Here is a 17,939-nt window from a genome sequence, read left to right on the forward strand (position 1 = left end):
GTTATCGGCACGCTGTTGAGTTCTCAAAGAACACGCGCACACCGCAGCTAATCTCCGAAGAGAGTCACTTCCGGGGCTGTGTCTGGCTTAGAAGTTTTTCGTCGAGCTCCGTTCCGGCTTGTTTCCGACCCGTTCCGCTCTGACTTGGAGAACATTACACGGGCCAGTTTCGATCTCCAAATCGGGGGGTGCCTCCAGCGCCGAAACCACCGCTGACCTGCGCTTTCGTCGTCGTGAGGTCGGTCGGCGGTTCGCCGCCGCCTCCAACGCCGAGACCGGGTCACCGGCGGTTGCGTCGAAGAAAGGCCTGGTCACGGCTGAGCTCCGCGCGCAGGGGGCCGGGACTGGCGCGGAATCGGCCGCAAGAACCTCGTGCAAAACGACTTGACGTGACCTACGTCCCTCCGCAGGACCGTCATGCGGGCCGACCGTGAGCTGCTGTCAGGTAGGTCGTGGCCGCGAGGTCAATCATGGACGTCGTGACGTACGACGTGGTGGTGATCGGCGGAGGTCCGGCCGGCAGGGCGCTTGCCCGTGCCTGCGCACAGGAAGGCCTCCACACGGCGATAGTCGACCGTCAGCCGGATCGCGTCTACACGGCGACTTACGGCGCGTGGGCCGACGAGCTCCCAGCAGGTACGCCGACCGCAGCCGTGAGTACGACCGTGCATGCCTACGCGCGCACGGAACACCTAATCCCCCGCACCTACGTAGTGCTCGACAACGCGAAGCTCCACGAACTGCCTGAAGAGGTGGAGGTTCTCCGACAGCCAGCGCCAGCGCGCTACACGTTCAACGCCACAGGTGCGCGCAAGGGCCGTGCCGAGCAAACGGCCGTGGGCACCGTCATCGAGTCGGACAGCACTGAGACGACGTTGATGGACTGGCGCGACGGTGACACGTTCCTCTACACGGTCCCTCTCGGCGGCAACCGCGTCCTCGTGGAGGAGACCTGTCTGGCACGACGCCCCGGCATGTCGTTGAAAGTCCTGCGTGAACGCCTGCACGCCCGGCTCCAGCCGGGGGGCGAAGAGGAACGCGTCCGCTTCCCCCTCGACGCTCCCAGGGCCGAGGGTCTGGCGTTCGGCGCGGCAGCGGGGTTCATCCACCCCGCCACGGGCTACAGCGTCGCCACCTCTCTCACGCTCGCTCCTCGGGTGGCGCGGGCCATCAAGATGAAGAAGGACCCGAAGCGCGTCATCTGGTCCCCCAGTGCGCGCCTCGTGCACGCGACGCGCAAGCACGGGCTCGAGGTGCTCCTCGAACTGGACGCCGAGGAGACGCGGGACTTCTTCGAGCTGTTCTTCCGGCTCGATCCGGACCACCAGCGCGCCTACCTGTCCGGGCGGGAGGACGTGAAGGGCGTCGCGAAGGCCATGACGGCGTTGTTCAAGGCCGCGCCAAGCCATCTCAGGTGGAAACTCCTCTAAGCGAACTCCCAGCGTGAACGGGGTGTCACCGAACGCGGCACCGGTGTGGCAAAAGGTCGCCAACATCGTGAACAGCTGATGAACCCCCTTGGAGGGGACTCGTTCGCACCGGCACGATCGGGAGCGTGCCCGCATTGCTGGATGACGTCAGGTTCGCCTTCCAGCCGCTGTTCAACCTGAACACCGGGGGTGTCGTCGCGATCGAGGCCCTGGCCCGGCCGCACGACGGCAGCGTGCAGGACCTTCTCCAGGCCGCCTTTCGCGCGGGTCTGCTCGCCAACGCCGACGTCGGGCTCGCGTGCCGGGCCGTGCGCGCCGCGGCCGACTTCGACCTGATGCTGCCGCTGCACGTGAACCTGCTCGCGATCACCGTGGCGGACAAGCCGGAGGTCATGAGCCCGCTCTACGGTGCTCTGCGGGACGCCGGGCGGTCGCCGGACAGCGTCGTGGTCGAGATCGGCGAGCCGTACTCGCGGGCCAACCGCGTCCGGCTCGCCCGCGGCATGGAGACGTTGCGCAACAACGGTTTCCGCCTCGCGCTCGACTGCGTGGGCGAGGGTGACGTGCCGCTCGGCCTGCTGACCAGCTCCTCGCCCGACTACATCAAGCTCGACCGCGAGATCGTCCGCTCGCTGCCCGACGACGCCGCGCGGGGCGCGCTGGTGAAGTCGCTGGTGCACCTCGGCGAGTACACGGGCGGTCAGGTCGTGGCCGAGGGTGTGGAGACCGAGGCGGAGCTGACCTACCTGCGGAGGCTGGGGGTGGGGTACGCGCAGGGCAGGTTCCTCGCTCCCCCGCAGCGGCGGCCGGCGGTGAACGCCCGCATCGTGCCGGAGGCGGTCTCGGAGACGGGCGAGATCCGCCGCGGCACCACCGGTCCGCGCATCACGGCGTTCCTGCACCCGGCCACGGTGCTGCCCGAGAGCGCCACGAGCGAGGAAGTGCGCGAGGTGTTCGTGTCGCAGCCGTCGGTCACGGGGGTCGTGCTGCTGGACGACGAGGGCCGCCCGAAGTGGTCGGTGGACCGCAACCGGTTCCTGCTGGCGGTCACCGGTCCGTACGGGCATGCGCTGCACGCCAAGCGGGAGGCCGCGCGTCTCGCGGACAAGCCGCACGTCATCGGCACCGAGTCGTCGGCGCTGGACCTGCTCGACGTGGTGGCCGGTGCGAACCGTGAGCGCACGAACGACGACCTGATCGTCGTGGACCACAACGAGCGGTGCATGGGCGTTGTGCGCGTGGCGGACGTTGTGCGCGGTGTGGCCGAACTCAAGGTGGAGCAGGCGGCCGCGTTGAGCCCGCTCACCCGGCTGCCGGGCAGCGACGCCCTCTCGGAGGAGGTGGACCGCCGGATCGGGCTCGGCGAGATCTTCGCGGTCTCGTGGCTGGACGTGGACAGGTTCAAGCTGGTCAACGACACGGTGGGGTTCGCGGCGGGTGACGACCTGATCCGCGAGATCGGCTACGACCTGGCGGACCTCGCGCACGCGTTCCCCGGTGTGCAGGTCGGACACGTCGGTGGTGACGACTTCCTGCTTCTCGCCGGGCTCGACGAGACTGTGCCGCTGAGTGCTCGTTTGCTCGACAAGGCGTACACGGCGGAGGGACGACACGTGACCCTCTCTCTTGCGACCCTTATCTGTGCCCCGGGATCAGTGGGGTCGTATCGCGAGGTGTCGCGGTTGTTGGCGCCGGTGAAGGAACACGCGAAGTCGCTCTCCGGGTCCAGCTGGGTCATGGGCCGGCCGGGCAGCGAACGACGTGATGTGCTGCGTGGTGTTCCGCAACGTGCGGTGAGTTGACAGATACAACCGAACGCCTCCTGTGCGGCGCACTGATCACTCATAGCATCGGGTGTGCTACTCAGTGCACAGGAGGTTCGACGTGCAGGTCGGCAGCAGAACTCAATCGGTTCCCGCGCAACGGACGAGCATGGACGGCCTCCTCACCGTTGGGGTGGAAGAGGAATTCGTCCTCGTCGAAGCGTCGACAGGCCATTTGGCCAACCGCGCCGAGGACGTTCTCGCCGGGGCGGACCGCCACGAGGTCGACCTGCAGCCGGAAATCGCGCAGTACCAGGTGGAATCGGCGAGCGGCATCTGCACGGACATGGGCGTGCTGAGCGACCAGCTGACGCGGGCGCGGCGGGCGTTGATCGAACGGGCGGCGGGCCACGACGCGAGGCTGGCGGCGACCGGGACCCCGGTGCTGGGCCTCACGATGCCGACGCCGCTGACGAACTCCCCGCGCTACCACCGGATGGCGCAGGAGATGGGCGCGCTCACCAACGACCTCGCGATCTGCGGCTGCCACGTGCACGTCGGGCTGCCCGACGACGAGTCGAAGATCTTCGTGAGCAACCACCTGCGGCAGTGGCTGCCGACGTTGCTGGCGCTGGGCGCGAACTCGCCGTACTGGCTCGACGGCGACACGGGGTACGCGAGCTGGCGGTACGTGGTGTGGAACCGTTGGCCCACTTCGGGTGCGCCGCCGCACTTCGACAACGCGGCCGAGTACTACGCCGCACGGGAGGAGATCGTCGCGAGCGGCGCGGCGATCGACGCCGGGATGCTCTACTGGGACGTCCGGCTCTCCGCCCGCCACCCCACGCTCGAGCTGCGCGTCTCGGACGTCGCGCCGACTGTGGAGGAAGCGGTGCTGATGGCCGCGCTGGTGCGGGGGATCGCCTCCACGGCGCTGAGTTCCGGTGCTGTGCCGCCGAAACTGCCGCCGCACCTGGTGAAGGTCGCGATGTGGCGTGCCGCGCGGGACGGCCTCGAAGGCTTCGGCGTCGACCCGGTGACGGGGTCGCCGACGCCCGCGTCCTCGATCGTCGCGTCGTTGCTGCGGTGGATCCGGCCGGCGTTGGAGTTCGCCGGCGACTACGAGAGGGTGACGGCGGGGATCGACCGGTTGCTGCTCGACGGCACGGGGGCGGCGAGGCAGCGCAGGGCGTTCGCGCGACGGGGGCGGCTGGACGACGTGGTGGGGTTCCTGGTCGCGCAGACCGCTCCGGTGTGACCTGCGGGTGGACGAGGTCCCGTCGAGGCCGCCCGCACGTCGATGCCGCGGACGGGCGTCGTTCGTGGAACGGGTCTACGCCGGAACGCCGCGTTCGAGGTAGCGGGTCTCGCCTGACTCCCGCGCCCGCAACGCTTGTCCCACCCGGCGCGCGAGCCTGGGAACCAGGCGGCGCGCTGCTTCGCCGGGGGTCACGAACTCGCAGGCCTTCAGCTCTTCGGTCCGCAGGACGATGTGGTCGTCAGCGGTGATCAGACCGCCTTCGAACACGAACAGGACGCGGTCCTCGCCGTCGCGCGGAGCCCAGTCGACGACGAGGAGCCGGCCGGGTTCCCTGACCAGGCCGAGCTCTTCCTCGACCTCGCGGCGGCAGGCCTGCGACGGCGTCTCGCCGTGTTCGACCGCGCCGCCGGGGATCTCCCAGTACGGCTTGTAGGTGGGCTCGACGAGCAGGACGCGGCCCGTCTCGTCGAAGAACAACGCGCCGGCCGCGGCGAGCGCTCTGCTGCTGTGGTCCATCCGTTCTTTCTACGTTGGTCGTCCCGCCAGGACTTGAACCTGGGACCTGCCGCGTATCAGACGGACGCTCTCACCGGGCTGAGCTACGGGACGGGAGTGGAAGACGAGGGTGTCGAACCCTCCAGGGCGATCTTGCAAGGATCACCTGCGCGCCGGCGCGTCCCCCTTGTCGTGTTGCAGTGCCCTGGGCAGGATTCGAACCTGCACTGGACGCGTTCTGAGCGCGTTGCCTCTTCCGTTGGGCTACCGGGGCGTGGTGCGGATCCGGGGAGTCGAACCCCGACTGGCATGGCCCTCGACCATGTGCCTCTCCCTGTTGGGCCAGACCCGCACGAGAGCGACCGGAGGGCATCGAACCCTCTTCTTCGGTTTGGAAGACCGACGTGTCCGCCGAGTTCACCACGATCGCATGCGTGCATTCTTTCGTGCCGCACCGACGGAAGGAGTCGAACCCTCGGGAAACTGTTTTGGAGGCAGTTCCGCTTCCGAAGCTCGTCGGCATTGGTGGTGCGCAAAAAGAAAACCGCCCAGGGTTTCCCGTGGGCGGCTCCGAGGTCATGACCTGGGGATCAGGTCATGGCGTGGAGCCCCACGCCACCGCCAGCAGACCGCCGGCGATGAGGGCGAGAATTCGCCATCCCGCGAGCTGTGCCTTGGCAAGCATGTCTTCCTCCGGTTGATCTCTGTCGGTTGCGATGGGATCAAGCTATGTGACGTCGGCGTGGGCGTGCAACGCATTTAAATGAGGTTCACCCGGTGTTCCACATGGTGGATTGCTGTTTCGCAGGTGTCCATGACGGGTACACGTTCGGGATTCGGGGTACGAGCCCTCTGACGGGCTGTCGGTGACCGCGTTCCTCGACCTGCTCTGAACGACGAACGGCGCGCACCCCGTGGGATGCGCGCCGTTCGGAGGAAATCCGGTCAGACGGTGAAGCCGAGCGCCCGCAGCTGCTCGCGGCCGTCGTCGGTGATCTTCTCCGGGCCCCACGGCGGCATCCACACCCAGTTGATGCGGAAGTCCGACACGAGACCGCCGCCCGCGCCGCCGGTCAGGGCCGCGCGGGTCTGGTCCTCGATGACGTCGGTCAGCGGGCAGGCCGCCGACGTGAGCGTCATGTCGATGGTGGCGACGTTCTTGTCGTCGACGTGGATGTCGTAGACGAGGCCGAGGTCGACGACGTTGATGCCCAGCTCCGGGTCCACGACGTCGCGCATCGCTTCTTCCACGTCGTCCAGCGCGGCGACGTCAGCCTTGGGCTCGAAGACCGGCATGCCTTCGGCTCCCCGGACGACTTCTTCGGTGCTCATGCTGCTCCCTGGCTTCGTGCTACTGCGTCTTTGAAGGCCATCCAGCCCAGCAGCGCGCACTTCACGCGCGCCGGGTACTTCGAGACGCCGGCGAAGGCGATGCCGTCCTCGAGGACGTCCTCGTCGGGCTCGATCTGACCGCGGCTCTGCATCAACTCGACGAACGCGTCCATCTTCTCGAACGCCTCGCCCAAGGGCTTCCCCACGACGAGGTCGGTCAACACCGACGTCGAGGCCTGGCTGATCGAGCAGCCCTGGCCGTCGTAGGAGACGTCGGAAACCACGCCGCCGTCGAGCTTGACCCGCAGTGTCACCTCGTCGCCGCAGGTCGGGTTGACCTGGAACGACTCCGCGTCGAACGGGTCGCGCAGGCCACGGCCGTGCGGGTTCTTGTAGTGGTCCAGGATGATCTCCTGGTACATCTGCTGGAGCTGCATCTCAGGCCACCCCGAAGAACTTCTGCGCCTCGCGGACGCCGTCGACCAGTGCGTCGACCTCGTCCAGCGTGTTGTACAGGTAGAACGTCGCGCGCACCGACGACTGGGCGTTCAGGCAGCGGTGCAGCGGCCACGCGCAGTGGTGGCCGACGCGCACGGCGATGCCCAGGCTGTCGAGCACCTGGCCGGCGTCGTGCGGGTGCACGCCCTCGATCTCGAACGGCACGGCGCCGCCGCGGTTCACGGCGTCGGCGGGGCCGAGCAGCCGGACGCCCTGGACGGACGACAGGCCTTCCAGCGCGGCAACGGTCAGCGCGTGCTCGTGGGCGTTGATCCGCTCCATGCCCACGACGCTGAGGTAGTCGACCGCGGCACCCAGGCCGACGGCCTGGGACGTCATCGGCGAGCCGGCCTCGAAGCGCTGCGGCGGCGGGGCGAACGTCGAGCCCTCCATCTTCACCAGCTCGATCATCGAACCGCCGGTGATGAAGGGGGGCAACGCCTCCAGCAGCTCACGACGTCCGTAGAGGACACCGATGCCGGACGGGCCGAGCATCTTGTGGCCGGAGAACGACGCGAAGTCGACGCCGAGCCGGTGGAAGTCGACCGGGCTGTGCGGAACGGACTGGCACGCGTCCAGCACGGTCAGCGCGCCGACCTTCTGCGCGGCGGCGACGAGCACGTCGACCGGGTTGACCACGCCGGTCACGTTGGACTGGTGCGTGAACGCCACGACCTTCGCCCGAGGCGTGATCACGCTGTCCACATCGGACAGGTCGAGGCGGCCGTCGGGGGTCAGCTGGAACCACTTCAGCGTCGCGCCGGTCCGGGCGGCGAGCTGCTGCCACGGAACGAGGTTCGCGTGGTGCTCCATCTCGGTCACGACGATCTCGTCGCCGGGACCGATCCGGAAGCGCGCGGCCTCGGGGCCCGAGGTCGCGGCGTTGCCCATCCCGTACGCCACGAGGTTGAAGCCCTCGGTGGCGTTCTTGGTGAACACCAGCTCGCCGAAGTCGGCGCCGACGAAGTCCGCGATGCGCTGACGCGCACCCTCGTACGCGTCGGTCGCTTCTTCCGCCAGCTGGTGGGCACCCCGGTGGACCGCCGCGTTGGCGGTCTGCAGGAATGCCCTCTCCGCGTCCAGGACCTGCGTCGGGCGTTGCGAGGTGGCGCCGGAGTCCAGGTAGACCAGGCGCTTCCCGTCACGAACGGTGCGGGACAGGATCGGGAAGTCCGCTCGGAGAGCGGCTACGTCCAATGGTGCTGCGGTGGTGGTCACAGCGCCTCCTCTCAACACCTGCAACGTCAGGAAAGGGCCGCGGCTTCCGTCTTACCGGTGTACTTCACGTAACCCTCGGACTCGAGCACGTCGGCCAGCTCGCGGCCACCGGACTCGACGATGCGGCCGTTCGCGAAGACGTGCACGAAGTCCGGCTGGATGTACTTGAGGATCCTGGTGTAGTGCGTGATCAGCATGACGCCGACCTCACCGGAGGCCTTGTAGCGGTTGACGCCCTCGGAGACGACGCGCAGCGCGTCGACGTCCAGACCGGAGTCGGTCTCGTCGAGGATCGCGACCTTCGGCTGGAGCAGGCCCAGCTGCAGGATCTCGTGGCGCTTCTTCTCACCGCCGGAGAAGCCCTCGTTCACCGAACGCTCGGCGAACGCCGGGTCGATGTCGAGGTCGGCCATCGCGCCCTTGACCTCCTTGACCCAGTGGCGCAGGGCCGGGGCCTCGCCGCGCACGGCGGTGGCGGCGGTGCGCAGGAAGTTCGACATCGAGACGCCGGGGACCTCGACCGGGTACTGCATGGCGAGGAACAGGCCCGCGCGGGCGCGCTCGTCGACGGACATCTCGAGGACGTCCTCACCGTCGAGCGTGACGGTGCCCGAGGTGATCGTGTACTTCGGGTGCCCGGCGATCGCGTAGGACAGCGTGGACTTGCCGGAGCCGTTGGGGCCCATGATGGCGTGCGTCTCGCCGGCCTTGATCGTCAGGTCGACGCCCTTGAGGATCTCCTTGGGAGCGTCCTCGCTGACGACCGAGACGTGCAGGTCCTTGATCTCAAGGGTGGCCATGACTTGCGGTTCTCCTGGTTGCCAATGGAAAGCTAGCGCTGGGCTAGAAGTCAGTTCTTGGTGGCGGTGACGTCGACGAACACGTCGCCGTCACGGATGTCGACGGCGTAGACGTCGACCGGTTCGCTGGCGGGAGGCGACGAGGGCTTGCCGGTCTCCAGGTCGAAGCACGACCCGTGCAACCAGCACTCGATCCCCTTGCGGGAGACCTCGCCCTCGCTCAGCGACACCGCGGCGTGCGAGCACAGATCCGCGAGCGCGTGCACCCGCTCACCGTCGCGCACCAGGACGACGTCCACGTCGTCCACGGTGGCGGCGAACGGCTTGCGGTTGTCCAGTTCGGACAGTGCACACACTCGGATCACTGCTCCTCCGCTGAGGAGCGCACGTCGTCGCGGCTCACACGCCCACCGCCTCGAGCTCTGCCTCGATGGCGGCCTCGAGGCGCTCGCGCACCTCGGGGACGGCGATCTTCGCGATCAGCTCCTGGAAGAAGCCGCGCACGACGAGCCGCCGCGCCTGGGTCTCCGGGATGCCGCGCGCCTGCAGGTAGAACAGCTGCTCGTCGTCGAACCGGCCGGTGGCGCTGGCGTGGCCCGCGCCCTCGATCTCGCCGGTCTCGATCTCCAGGTTCGGCACCGAGTCGGCACGCGCACCATCGGTGAGGATCAGGTTCCGGTTCAGCTCGAACGTCTCGGTGCCCTCGGCGGCGACGCGGATGAGCACGTCACCGATCCACACCGCGTGCGCACCCTCGCCCTGCAACGCGCCCTTGTAGACGACGTTGCTGCGGCAGTTGGGCTGCCCGTGGTCGATGAACGGCCGGTGCTCCTGGTGCTGGCCCGCGTCCGCGAAGTACAGACCGAACAGCTCCGCGTCGCCACCGCGACCCGCGTACTGCACGACCGGCGTCACGCGCACGACGTCGCCGCCGAGCGTGACCACGGTGTGCTTGATGGTCGCGTCGCGGCCGAGCTTCACGTGGTGCTGCGAGACGTGCACGGCGTCGTCGGCCCAGTCGTGGATGGTGATCACCGTGAGGTGAGCGCCGTCCGCGACGAGGAACTCGACGTTGTCCGCGTACGCGCCGGAGCCGCGGAAGTCCAGGATCACGGTGCCCTCGGCGAACTGCGAAGCCTTGATCTGGATGTGGCCGTAGGCAACGGTTCCGGTGCCCGCGCCGGTCACCGTGACGGTGGTCGGCTCGGTCTTCGCGTCGCCGGGCAGGGTCACGATCGTGGCCTGCTCGAACGAGGAGTAGGCCTGCGCGGCGACGCGGTCACCGGGGACGCCGGCCCCGCCGAGGCGGTCGTCGTCACGACCGACCGTCTCGACGGTGACACCGGCGGCGGCGTTCACCTCGACGGCAGCGGTACCCGTTGCCGCAGCGCCGGAGTGCAGACCGGCCAGACGCTTGAGAGGTGTGAAGCGCCAGATCTCCTCACGGCCGCCCGGGACCTCGAACGCGTCCACGTCGTAGGACGTGAAGTGCTCCGCGCGCGAGGCGACCGGGACGACGGCACCGTGGGAGTGAGGTTGAGTCGACAGGGCGGCCATGTCAGCCGACGGCCCCTTCCATCTGCAGTTCGATCAGGCGGTTCAGCTCGAGGGCGTACTCCATGGGGAGCTCGCGCGCGATGGGCTCGACGAACCCGCGCACGATCATCGCCATGGCCTCGTCCTCGTTCAGGCCGCGCGACATCAGGTAGAACAGCTGGTCCTCGGAGACCTTCGAGACCGTGGCCTCGTGGCCCATCGCGACGTCGTCCTCGCGGACGTCGACGTACGGGTAGGTGTCCGAGCGGCTGATGGTGTCGACCAGCAGCGCGTCGCACTTCACCGTGGACTTCGAGTGGTGCGCCCGCTTGTTGACCTGGACCAGGCCGCGGTAGGACGTGCGGCCACCGCCGCGCGCCACCGACTTCGACACGATGGTCGAGGAGGTGTGCGGGGCCATGTGGACCATCTTGGCGCCGGCGTCCTGGTGCTGGCCCTCGCCCGCGAACGCGATCGAGAGGACCTCGCCCTTGGCGTGCTCGCCCATCAGGAAGACGGCCGGGTACTTCATGGTCACCTTGGAGCCGATGTTGCCGTCGACCCACTCCATGGTCGCGCCCTCTTCGGCCTTGGCGCGCTTGGTGACCAGGTTGTAGACGTTGTTCGACCAGTTCTGGATCGTCGTGTAGCGGCAGCGGCCGCCCTTCTTCACGATGATCTCGACCACGGCCGAGTGCAGCGAGTCCGAGGAGTAGATCGGCGCCGTGCAGCCCTCGACGTAGTGCACGTAGGCACCCTCGTCGACGATGATCAGCGTGCGCTCGAACTGGCCCATGTTCTCGGTGTTGATCCGGAAGTAGGCCTGCAGCGGGATGTCCACGTGCACGCCCTTGGGGACGTAGATGAACGACCCGCCGGACCACGTCGCGGCGTTCAGCGCGGAGAACTTGTTGTCACCCGCGGGGATGACCGAGCCGAAGTACTCCTTGAAGAGCTCCGGCTGCTCCTTCAGGGCCGTGTCGGTGTCCAGGAAGAGGACACCCTTCTCCTCCAGGTCCTCGCGGATCTGGTGGTAGACGACCTCGGACTCGTACTGGGCGGCGACACCCGCGACGAGGCGCTGCTTCTCCGCCTCCGGGATGCCCAGGCGGTCGTAGGTGTTCTTGATGTCCTCGGGCAGGTCCTCCCAGGAGGTGGCCTGCTTCTCGGTCGAACGCACGAAGTACTTGATCGAGTCGAAGTCGATCCCAGAGAGGTCAGCGCCCCAGTTCGGCATCGGCTTGAGGTCGAAGAGCTTGAGCGCCTTCAACCGGTACTCGAGCATCCACTCGGGCTCGTCCTTCTTCGCCGAGATGTCGCGGACGACATCCTCGCTGAGGCCTCGGCGGGCGCTCGCGCCGGCAACGTCGGAGTCGGCCCAGCCGAACTCGTAGTTGCCGAGAGACGCAATCGTCTCTTCCTGCGTGAGCGGAGACTGCACCGTGGTGGGCGTGCGCTGCTCGGCAGCGGCAGTCATGCGGGCTCCCCTCCATCATCTGGGATCCGTTGAACGTTCGGGATGTGCGTCGTGCACACGGCGTGGCCGCGGGCTATCGTCGCGAGGCGCTGCACGTGGGTACCGAGGAGGTTCGCGAACGTCTCCGTCTCGGTCTCGCACAGCTGGGGGAACTCGGCGGCAACGTGGGCGACCGGGCAGTGGTGCTGGCACAACTGCTCGCCCACCCCGACGTTTCGCGCCGATGAAGCGTAACCCTCCCTGGTCAACGCGGCTGCGAGGGCCTTCGCCCGTTCGGCGGGCGTGACCTGGGCCACGATCGCTGAACGGTGCCGGTCCACCAGTGCGTCGACACGACTTCGCGCAAAAGCGCGCACAGCCTCTTCCCCACCTGTTTGGGCGAGGAACCTGATCGCGGCGACCGCGAGGTCGTCGTAGGCGTGGCCGAACCGGGCGCGTCCGGCGTCGGTCAGCAGGAAGAGCTTCGCGGGACGGCCACGGCCACGTTGGGTCTGCCGGGGTGCGTCCCTGGTGATCGCCTCGCCGTCCGCGAGCAGCGCGTCTATGTGACGACGCACGGCCGTGGGGCTGATGCCCAGTTCCTCCGCGACGGCTGCCGCGGTGACCGGACCCTGCTCCAGGAGGAGCCTGGCTACGGCACGCCGAGTCTTGCCGTCGTGCTGCGGCACGGCGTCAAGGTGGGTCTCGGCGTTTTTCACAACACCAGTGTTGCGTATTTCGCCGGAGGTCGCAAAGATCGCGGTCACAGGGTGACCTGACTCACGGCTGAACGTGGCTGGATACGCTGCTCCCATGTCCACCAACGGCGGAGCCCTGACTCCGGAGAGCGACCTCCTGAACGTGCGGGAACGTCGCCAGCTGGACATCGTGCGCCGCTGGGGCACGATCGGCGCCCTCCTGCTGACCGTGGGGTCCCTCGGCGGTGGCGCGGCACCCATCTACTCGCCGCTCTACGGCGTGCCCGTCCTCGGACTCTTCTCGAGGATGCCCAGCGTCGCGATGGGGGTCGTCTGGACCGGCATCTTCATGATCGTGTCGGCCTGGCTCGCGCTCGGCCGGTTCGTGCGCCCGGGCAGGCCGCGGCTCATCTCGCGCGGTCAGATGGACCGCACGCTGCTGATGTGGACCGTTCCGCTGGTCTTCTGCGTGCCGATGTTCTCCCGCGACGTGTACTCCTACCTCGCGCAGAGCGAGATCGCGGCGCGCGGGCAGGACCCGTACGAGTTGGGGCCGGCGACGGCGCTGGGCGTCGACCACGTGCTGACGCGCGGTGTGCCGAACATCTGGCGGGAGACGCCGGCGCCGTACGGGCCGCTGTTCCTCGCGTTCGGGCGGCTGACCGCGATGCTGACCGGGGACCACGTCGTGTCCGGCGTGTTCGTGCACCGGCTGCTGGTGCTGTGCGGCCTGGCGATGATCGTGTGGGCGCTCCCCCGGCTCGCGGCGCGGTTCGGGGTGCCGCCGGTCGGCGCGCTGTGGCTGGGCGCGCTGAACCCGCTGGTGCTGTTCCACATCGTCATCGGCGTGCACAACGACGGTCTCGCGCTCGGCCTCATGCTGGTCGGCCTGGAGCTCGCGATGCGCGGGCTGGAACCGTTGAAGTGGTCGTGGATCGTGCTGGGCTCCGGGGTCATCGTGTGCGGCGCGATGGTGAAGATCCCCGCGATGGCCGCGCTCGGGTTCCTCGGCGTGCTGGTGGCGCGCAAGCTCGGCGGTCAGGTCAAGCACCTCGCGCTGGTGGCCGGGATCATGGCGGTGATCGCCGCGGCCGGGGTGGTGGTGATCTGCCTCGGCACCGGGTTCGGGTTCGGCTGGGTCGAGACGCTGAACGTCGCCTCCACCGTGAAGTCGTGGATGTCGCCGCCGACGGCGCTGGGGTTCCTGGGGGCCGGCACCGGCATCCTGCTCGGCCTCGGCAACCACACCGAGGCGATGATCTCGCTGACCCGGCTGCTCGGGCAGGGCATCTCGATCGTGATCACCGTCATGCTGCTGTGGCGCAGCTTCAAGGGCCGGATCAAGGCGATGAACGGCCTGGGCGCGGCGCTCGGCGCGATCCTGGTGCTCGGGCCGGTGCTGCAGCCCTGGTACGTGCTGTGGGCGGCGCTCCCGCTGGCCACGGCGGTGGTCGGGCCCAAGTTCCGGATGATCGCCATGGTGGCCTCGGCGGTCATCGCGATCATCCTGCCGCCGACCGGCTCCGCGTTCGACGGGCGGGCCTACACGGTGCCGCAGGCGGTCGCGGGCGCCGTCATCACCTTCGCGGTCTGCGTGCTGATCGCGCGCAAGCGGGTCGGTCCGTTCCTGAAGTCCGACACGGCCGTGTGACGGACTTTCCGGACCGGTAACCCCGAACCCCCGGCGGACGACCCCCAAGTCACGGGAAGATCGTCGCCGAGGGGGTGGTGCGACATGACCGGGCAACCCATGTCGCGGGAAGAGGTGCGGTTCGCCGTCGTGCTCAACGGCGGCGTGAGCCTGGCCGTCTGGATGGGCGGCGTCGTGCTGGAGCTGGACCGCCTGACCAGGCCGGGATCGGTGTACCAGCCGTTGCTCGACCTGGTGGGCTGCACGGCCAGGGCGGACGTCATCGCGGGCACGTCGGCCGGGGGCGTCAACGGGGCCGCGCTCGCGTTGTCGCAGGTCAACAAGAACGCCGACCTGAGCAGGCTGCGCGACCTGTGGGCCGAGCAGGGCCGGATGGAACAGCTGCTCAGGACACCGTTCCGCGGCCAGCCCGCGTCGCTGCTGCAGGGCGACGAGTTCTTCCTGCCCCGGCTGCAGGAGGCGCTGGCCCGCCTCACCACCGACTTCTCCCCGACCGGCGCCGACGAGCGCCCGATCGACCTGCGCATCACGACGACGCTGCTCGGCGGTGTCCCGGCGGTCACCTACGACGACCTGGGCCAGCCGCTCACGCAGTCGGTGCACCAGGGCTCGTTCTCGTTCCGCCGCGACCCCTACACCTGGGTCAGCGAGGACACCAGGGACGACTTCCGCGCCGACACCCTGCCCGGCCGCGTCCGGCAGCTCGCGCTCGCGGCCCGGTCCAGCGCGAGCTTCCCGTTCGCGTTCGAGCCGAGCTTCATCCCGGTCGGCGGGCAGGGCACGCCGGACCGCCCGGACATGGCGGACGTCGCGAGCTGGGCCGGTGAGGGCGACCGCAGCAGGTTCGCGGTCGACGGCGGCGTCCTGGTGAACACGCCGACCAGGGAGGCGCTGGAGGCCATCGACCGGATGCCCGCGGACGGACCGGTGCGCCGGGTCATGCTGCTGGTGTTCCCGCACGCCGAGCCGCTGGGCTCCGAGCCGGTCGCCGACACCGCGGACGAGGTGATGACGACGGTCAGCTCCGGCGGCAGGCTGCTCAGCGCGATGTCGAGCCAGGCAGGCCGGACCTACGTCGAGAAGATCGAGGAGCACAACCGGCGGGCCGCGAGCTCGCGCGGCGGCCGGATGGCGTTGCTGGAACGGCTGCACTCGGGCGGCGGTGACGTGGTCGACGAGGTGTACTCGCTGGCGGACAAGCTCTTCGGCCACTACGAGGACGTCGAGATCCGGCTCGCGGCGCGGCAGGTCACGGCGCAGCAGTTCGCGCTGCGGGGCGGGAACCCGGCGAACTGGTCGTTCGAACGGGCGCGGCGTGCGGCCGAGACCGCGCAGCGCAGGTGGAAGGAGCGGCACGGCGTGCTGCCGTACGTGCCGGGCGTGAAGCTGCCGGACACCGTGTGCCGCGAGGACGCGGGCTGGGAGTGGGGCGTCACGATGGCCGAGCGCCTCGGGGCGTCGGCGCTCGACCTGCTCAAGCGGCTCGTGTGGGTCGTGCCGCAGGAGCAGGCCGACGAGATCACCCAGGCCCGCCGGGGACTGCACCGGGTGCGGGCGGAGCTGCGCCGGCTGCGGGCCGAGCTGTTCGCGTGGGAGCCGTCCTCGTCGCTCGGCGAGGAGTACTGGACCGGCCGGCTCGCGAGCTACCAGGAGCACGTGGTCGACGGGCGCCTCGGGCGGGAGGTCAGGGCGCAGGTCGCCGAGGTCGGGCGGATCGTCGGGCAGGCCCGGCAGGTGGTGGCGGCGCTCGACGAGCACCGGCTGCGGCTCGGCGGGCTCGTCTGCTGGCACGCCCTGCTCGACGCCCCGCCGACGCCGCGGGAGGCCGGGCTGGACGACGGCGAGCGGTGGCTGAACCGCCTGCTGGCGCTGGAGGTCGCGGGCACGTGCCTGTCCGACGACGCCTCGACCGGGCTGGACACGCCGGTCGAGCTGGTGCAGGTGTCGCTGCAGACGCGCAACGCGTTCGCGCAGCAGTCGATCACCGCCGACGACAAGGCGGGCGGGGCGTCGCTGTCGCGGTTCTCCGGGTTCCTCAAGCGCTCGTGGCGGGTCAACGACTGGATCTGGGGACGCCTGGACGGCGCGACGATGCTGTGCCGGGTGCTGTTCGACCCGCGGCGGCTGCGGCGGATGGACCAGCTGGGACGGCCCGCCGGTGACGAGCGCACCTCGGCGCAGCGCGCGCGGGCCGTGGTCGACCAGGTCGTCGCCACCATGTTCGGGCCGGAGCTGCCGGTCCGGGTCGCGGCGTGCGCGGAGCTGGCGTGCGAGGAGCTGACCGGGATCTACGAGGCCGAGGGCGACCTGTCGCCGTCGTCGCTGAAGCTCGCGGAACTGGCCGCGTGGGGCCTGCACTGGCGGATCATCTGCGAGGAGCTCCCCCGGCTGCGCGCCGCGATCATCGCCGACCGGGGCGACGGCGCGGACAAGCGGTCACGGGGAGAGCTGTTCCTCGAAGAGCACGCGGACCTGTTGCGGCGGCTGGAATATCCGCACGAGCACACGGTCACCCTCGGCATGTCGGCGCTCAGCGCCTTCGACCGCGCCGGCATCGGCCGCGAGCCGCTCACCCAGGAGGCCGCGTCGGACCAGATGATCCGCACGGCCGCCACCGCCGCGGCCGTCGCGGTCACGGTCGCCGACTCCGAGCAGTCCGGGCTCGCCGCCGTGCGGCCCGTGACGCGGGTCCTGCGCGGAGCCGCCCTGCTGCCCTACTGGACGATCACCGGCCTGACGCGGGGCGGCAAGCTCGCGCAGTTCCTGGGGTTGCTGGGGCTCGCGGTCGGCGGCGCGCTGGTCGTGATGGCGCTGTTCGGGATGCTGCCGGCGTGGGCGGCGGGGCCGGGCGCGGCGATCGGCGCCGCGAGCCTGCTCGCCGCTTTCGGTTACGCGGCGCTGAGAAGCGGCACGATGCTGCACGGGCTGGTGTTGCTGTCCCCGGTGATCCCGCTGGCGGCGATCGCGGTCGACAGGATGCCGGACGACCGCTCCGAGGTCACGACGGGCACGGTGACGGTGGCGGGGGTGGCGTTCGTCGTCGCGTCCCTGCTGGTGCTCGGCTCGTTGCCCGCCCCGGTCCGCACGCCGCTCGCGGTGCTCGCCGACTTCGAGCCGTTGCGGATCATCCGGCGGCGCTGGAAGCAGGCCGCCGTGGCGCTGGTGGCGGCCGGGGTGGCCTGGTCGGTGTGGCGGTTCGGGCTGTACGCGCAGCCGTGGCTGGTGGTCCCGGCTTCGGTCCTGTGTGGAGCGTTCGGGGTGTGGACGGCCCTCAGCGGCGGCAAGTCGCTGCAGCGGTGGCGCCGGGCGGAGGGCGTGTGGGGCACGGAACGCGCGGAGCCTCCCGCCGCCGCGACCGCGGGCTGGGCCGTCGTCTACGGCGTCGCCTACCTCGCGGTCGCCGACGTGCTGCTGGTCGCCGGGCCGCGCGGGTGGGGCTGGCAGGCGGTGATCGGCACGGCGCTGGTGTTCGGCCTGACGCTGCTGCTGATCACGTCCTGGTACGTGCCGCGCGCCGAACGGCGCCGCATCCGCCGCCAGCTCGTCGACGAGGCGATCCCGGCGATCTACCCGCGTGGCTGCGACGTGGCGGCGACGCTGCGCGAACGGCTGGAGGGCCACGCCTCGCTGTACCGGTTCCTGGTGGACGGCGAGGGCGAGCACCCGGCCGAGCTGGCGCTGTCGCGCACCGGGCTAGGCGTGGCGCGGCGGATCGAGGAGAAGCTCCGCTAGTCGCTCCACAAAGGACCGAAAGCCGGTACGGCGACTCGCGCGAGGAGCGTCCGGGAAAGCGGCACCCGC

General features: G+C 69.6%; 14 protein-coding genes and 4 tRNA genes. 5 read left to right on the forward strand and 13 right to left on the reverse strand.

Annotation, left to right across the window (positions count from 1 at the left end):
• Positions 1-470 precede the first annotated feature (470 nt).
• The 3 genes from BLQ91_RS37225 to BLQ91_RS37235 all read left to right on the forward strand — a co-directional run bounded on the left by BLQ91_RS37225 (position 471) and on the right by BLQ91_RS37235 (position 4,451).
• Entirely contained in the window at positions 471-1,430 is a 960-nt protein-coding gene (locus tag BLQ91_RS37225; protein WP_090104968.1) for a lycopene cyclase family protein, read from the forward strand.
• Between the two features lie 125 nt (positions 1,431-1,555).
• Positions 1,556-3,232, forward strand: coding sequence for a GGDEF domain-containing protein (locus BLQ91_RS37230; RefSeq protein ID WP_090104902.1), 1,677 nt, complete (start codon positions 1,556-1,558; stop codon positions 3,230-3,232).
• A 130-nt stretch (positions 3,233-3,362) separates the two neighbouring features.
• Positions 3,363-4,451, forward strand: a complete 1,089-nt coding sequence (locus tag BLQ91_RS37235) for a carboxylate-amine ligase (RefSeq protein WP_090104904.1) — start codon at positions 3,363-3,365, stop codon at positions 4,449-4,451.
• Positions 4,452-4,526: 75 nt separating this feature from the next.
• On the opposite strand, the gene BLQ91_RS37240 is transcribed toward BLQ91_RS37235, so the two are convergent.
• From BLQ91_RS37240 to BLQ91_RS37300, 13 genes are all read right to left on the reverse strand, one after another.
• Positions 4,527-4,970: an NUDIX domain-containing protein gene (locus BLQ91_RS37240; protein WP_090104906.1), complete on the reverse strand. Its 444-nt coding sequence runs from the start codon at positions 4,968-4,970 to the stop codon at positions 4,527-4,529.
• Positions 4,971-4,985: 15 nt separating this feature from the next.
• Positions 4,986-5,063 (reverse strand) — tRNA-Ile (locus tag BLQ91_RS37245).
• An 87-nt stretch (positions 5,064-5,150) separates the two neighbouring features.
• Positions 5,151-5,223: transfer RNA gene (locus BLQ91_RS37250), tRNA-Leu, on the reverse strand.
• 1 nt (position 5,224) lies between these two features.
• Positions 5,225-5,301: transfer RNA gene (locus BLQ91_RS37255), tRNA-Leu, on the reverse strand.
• A gap of 5 nt (positions 5,302-5,306) precedes the next feature.
• Positions 5,307-5,379: transfer RNA gene (locus BLQ91_RS37260), tRNA-Gly, on the reverse strand.
• A 515-nt stretch (positions 5,380-5,894) separates the two neighbouring features.
• Positions 5,895-6,281: a metal-sulfur cluster assembly factor gene (locus BLQ91_RS37265; protein ID WP_090104908.1), complete on the reverse strand. Its 387-nt coding sequence runs from the start codon at positions 6,279-6,281 to the stop codon at positions 5,895-5,897.
• Positions 6,278-6,718, reverse strand: a complete 441-nt coding sequence (gene sufU / locus BLQ91_RS37270) for a Fe-S cluster assembly sulfur transfer protein SufU (protein ID WP_090104910.1) — start codon at positions 6,716-6,718, stop codon at positions 6,278-6,280. Before sufU ends, BLQ91_RS37265 begins: the two co-directional genes overlap by 4 nt.
• 1 nt (position 6,719) lies before the next feature.
• Complete coding sequence (locus BLQ91_RS37275) at positions 6,720-7,997, reverse strand: cysteine desulfurase (RefSeq protein WP_090104912.1); 1,278 nt, start codon at positions 7,995-7,997, stop codon at positions 6,720-6,722.
• A gap of 26 nt (positions 7,998-8,023) precedes the next feature.
• Positions 8,024-8,797, reverse strand: a complete 774-nt coding sequence (gene sufC / locus BLQ91_RS37280) for a Fe-S cluster assembly ATPase SufC (protein ID WP_090104914.1) — start codon at positions 8,795-8,797, stop codon at positions 8,024-8,026.
• 50 nt (positions 8,798-8,847) lie between these two features.
• Positions 8,848-9,162, reverse strand: a complete 315-nt coding sequence (locus tag BLQ91_RS37285; protein ID WP_090104915.1) for a non-heme iron oxygenase ferredoxin subunit — start codon at positions 9,160-9,162, stop codon at positions 8,848-8,850.
• 34 nt (positions 9,163-9,196) lie between these two features.
• Positions 9,197-10,354: a Fe-S cluster assembly protein SufD gene (gene sufD / locus BLQ91_RS37290; protein WP_090104916.1), complete on the reverse strand. Its 1,158-nt coding sequence runs from the start codon at positions 10,352-10,354 to the stop codon at positions 9,197-9,199.
• Between the two features lies 1 nt (position 10,355).
• Complete coding sequence (sufB, locus tag BLQ91_RS37295) at positions 10,356-11,810, reverse strand: Fe-S cluster assembly protein SufB (protein WP_090104917.1); 1,455 nt, start codon at positions 11,808-11,810, stop codon at positions 10,356-10,358.
• Positions 11,807-12,508 (reverse strand): helix-turn-helix transcriptional regulator, encoded by a 702-nt coding sequence (locus tag BLQ91_RS37300; protein WP_245734231.1) that lies wholly within the window; start codon positions 12,506-12,508, stop codon positions 11,807-11,809. The genes sufB and BLQ91_RS37300 overlap by 4 nt, the downstream gene beginning before the upstream one ends.
• A 94-nt stretch (positions 12,509-12,602) precedes the next feature.
• On the opposite strand from BLQ91_RS37300, the gene mptB reads away from it, so the two are divergent.
• The gene (gene mptB, locus BLQ91_RS37305) at positions 12,603-14,138 is read left to right on the forward strand and encodes a polyprenol phosphomannose-dependent alpha 1,6 mannosyltransferase MptB (protein WP_090104918.1); all 1,536 of its coding nucleotides are present in this window, start codon (positions 12,603-12,605) and stop codon (positions 14,136-14,138) included.
• An 84-nt stretch (positions 14,139-14,222) separates the two neighbouring features.
• Entirely contained in the window at positions 14,223-17,870 is a 3,648-nt protein-coding gene (locus BLQ91_RS37310) for a patatin-like protein (protein WP_090104919.1), read from the forward strand.
• The last annotated feature ends 69 nt before the right edge of the window (positions 17,871-17,939 follow it).

It is taken from the genome of Lentzea jiangxiensis (assembly GCF_900104175.1).
Classification (GTDB): Bacteria; Actinomycetota; Actinomycetes; order Mycobacteriales; family Pseudonocardiaceae; genus Lentzea; species Lentzea jiangxiensis.

Excerpts from the sequence above, each read along its gene's own strand:
- BLQ91_RS37225 (WP_090104968.1), top strand. The coding sequence starts at position 471 with ATGGACGTCGTGACGTACGACGTGGTGGTGATCGGCGGAGGTCCGGCC.
- BLQ91_RS37235 (WP_090104904.1), top strand. The coding sequence starts at position 3,363 with ATGGACGGCCTCCTCACCGTTGGGGTGGAAGAGGAATTCGTCCTCGTC.
- BLQ91_RS37240 (WP_090104906.1), bottom strand. The coding sequence starts at position 4,970 with ATGGACCACAGCAGCAGAGCGCTCGCCGCGGCCGGCGCGTTGTTCTTC.
- BLQ91_RS37265 (WP_090104908.1), bottom strand. The coding sequence starts at position 6,281 with ATGAGCACCGAAGAAGTCGTCCGGGGAGCCGAAGGCATGCCGGTCTTC.
- sufU (WP_090104910.1), bottom strand. The coding sequence starts at position 6,718 with ATGCAGCTCCAGCAGATGTACCAGGAGATCATCCTGGACCACTACAAG.
- sufC (WP_090104914.1), bottom strand. The coding sequence starts at position 8,797 with ATGGCCACCCTTGAGATCAAGGACCTGCACGTCTCGGTCGTCAGCGAG.
- sufD (WP_090104916.1), bottom strand. The coding sequence starts at position 10,354 with ATGGCCGCCCTGTCGACTCAACCTCACTCCCACGGTGCCGTCGTCCCG.
- sufB (WP_090104917.1), bottom strand. The coding sequence starts at position 11,810 with ATGACTGCCGCTGCCGAGCAGCGCACGCCCACCACGGTGCAGTCTCCG.
- mptB (WP_090104918.1), top strand. The coding sequence starts at position 12,603 with ATGTCCACCAACGGCGGAGCCCTGACTCCGGAGAGCGACCTCCTGAAC.
- BLQ91_RS37310 (WP_090104919.1), top strand. The coding sequence starts at position 14,223 with ATGACCGGGCAACCCATGTCGCGGGAAGAGGTGCGGTTCGCCGTCGTG.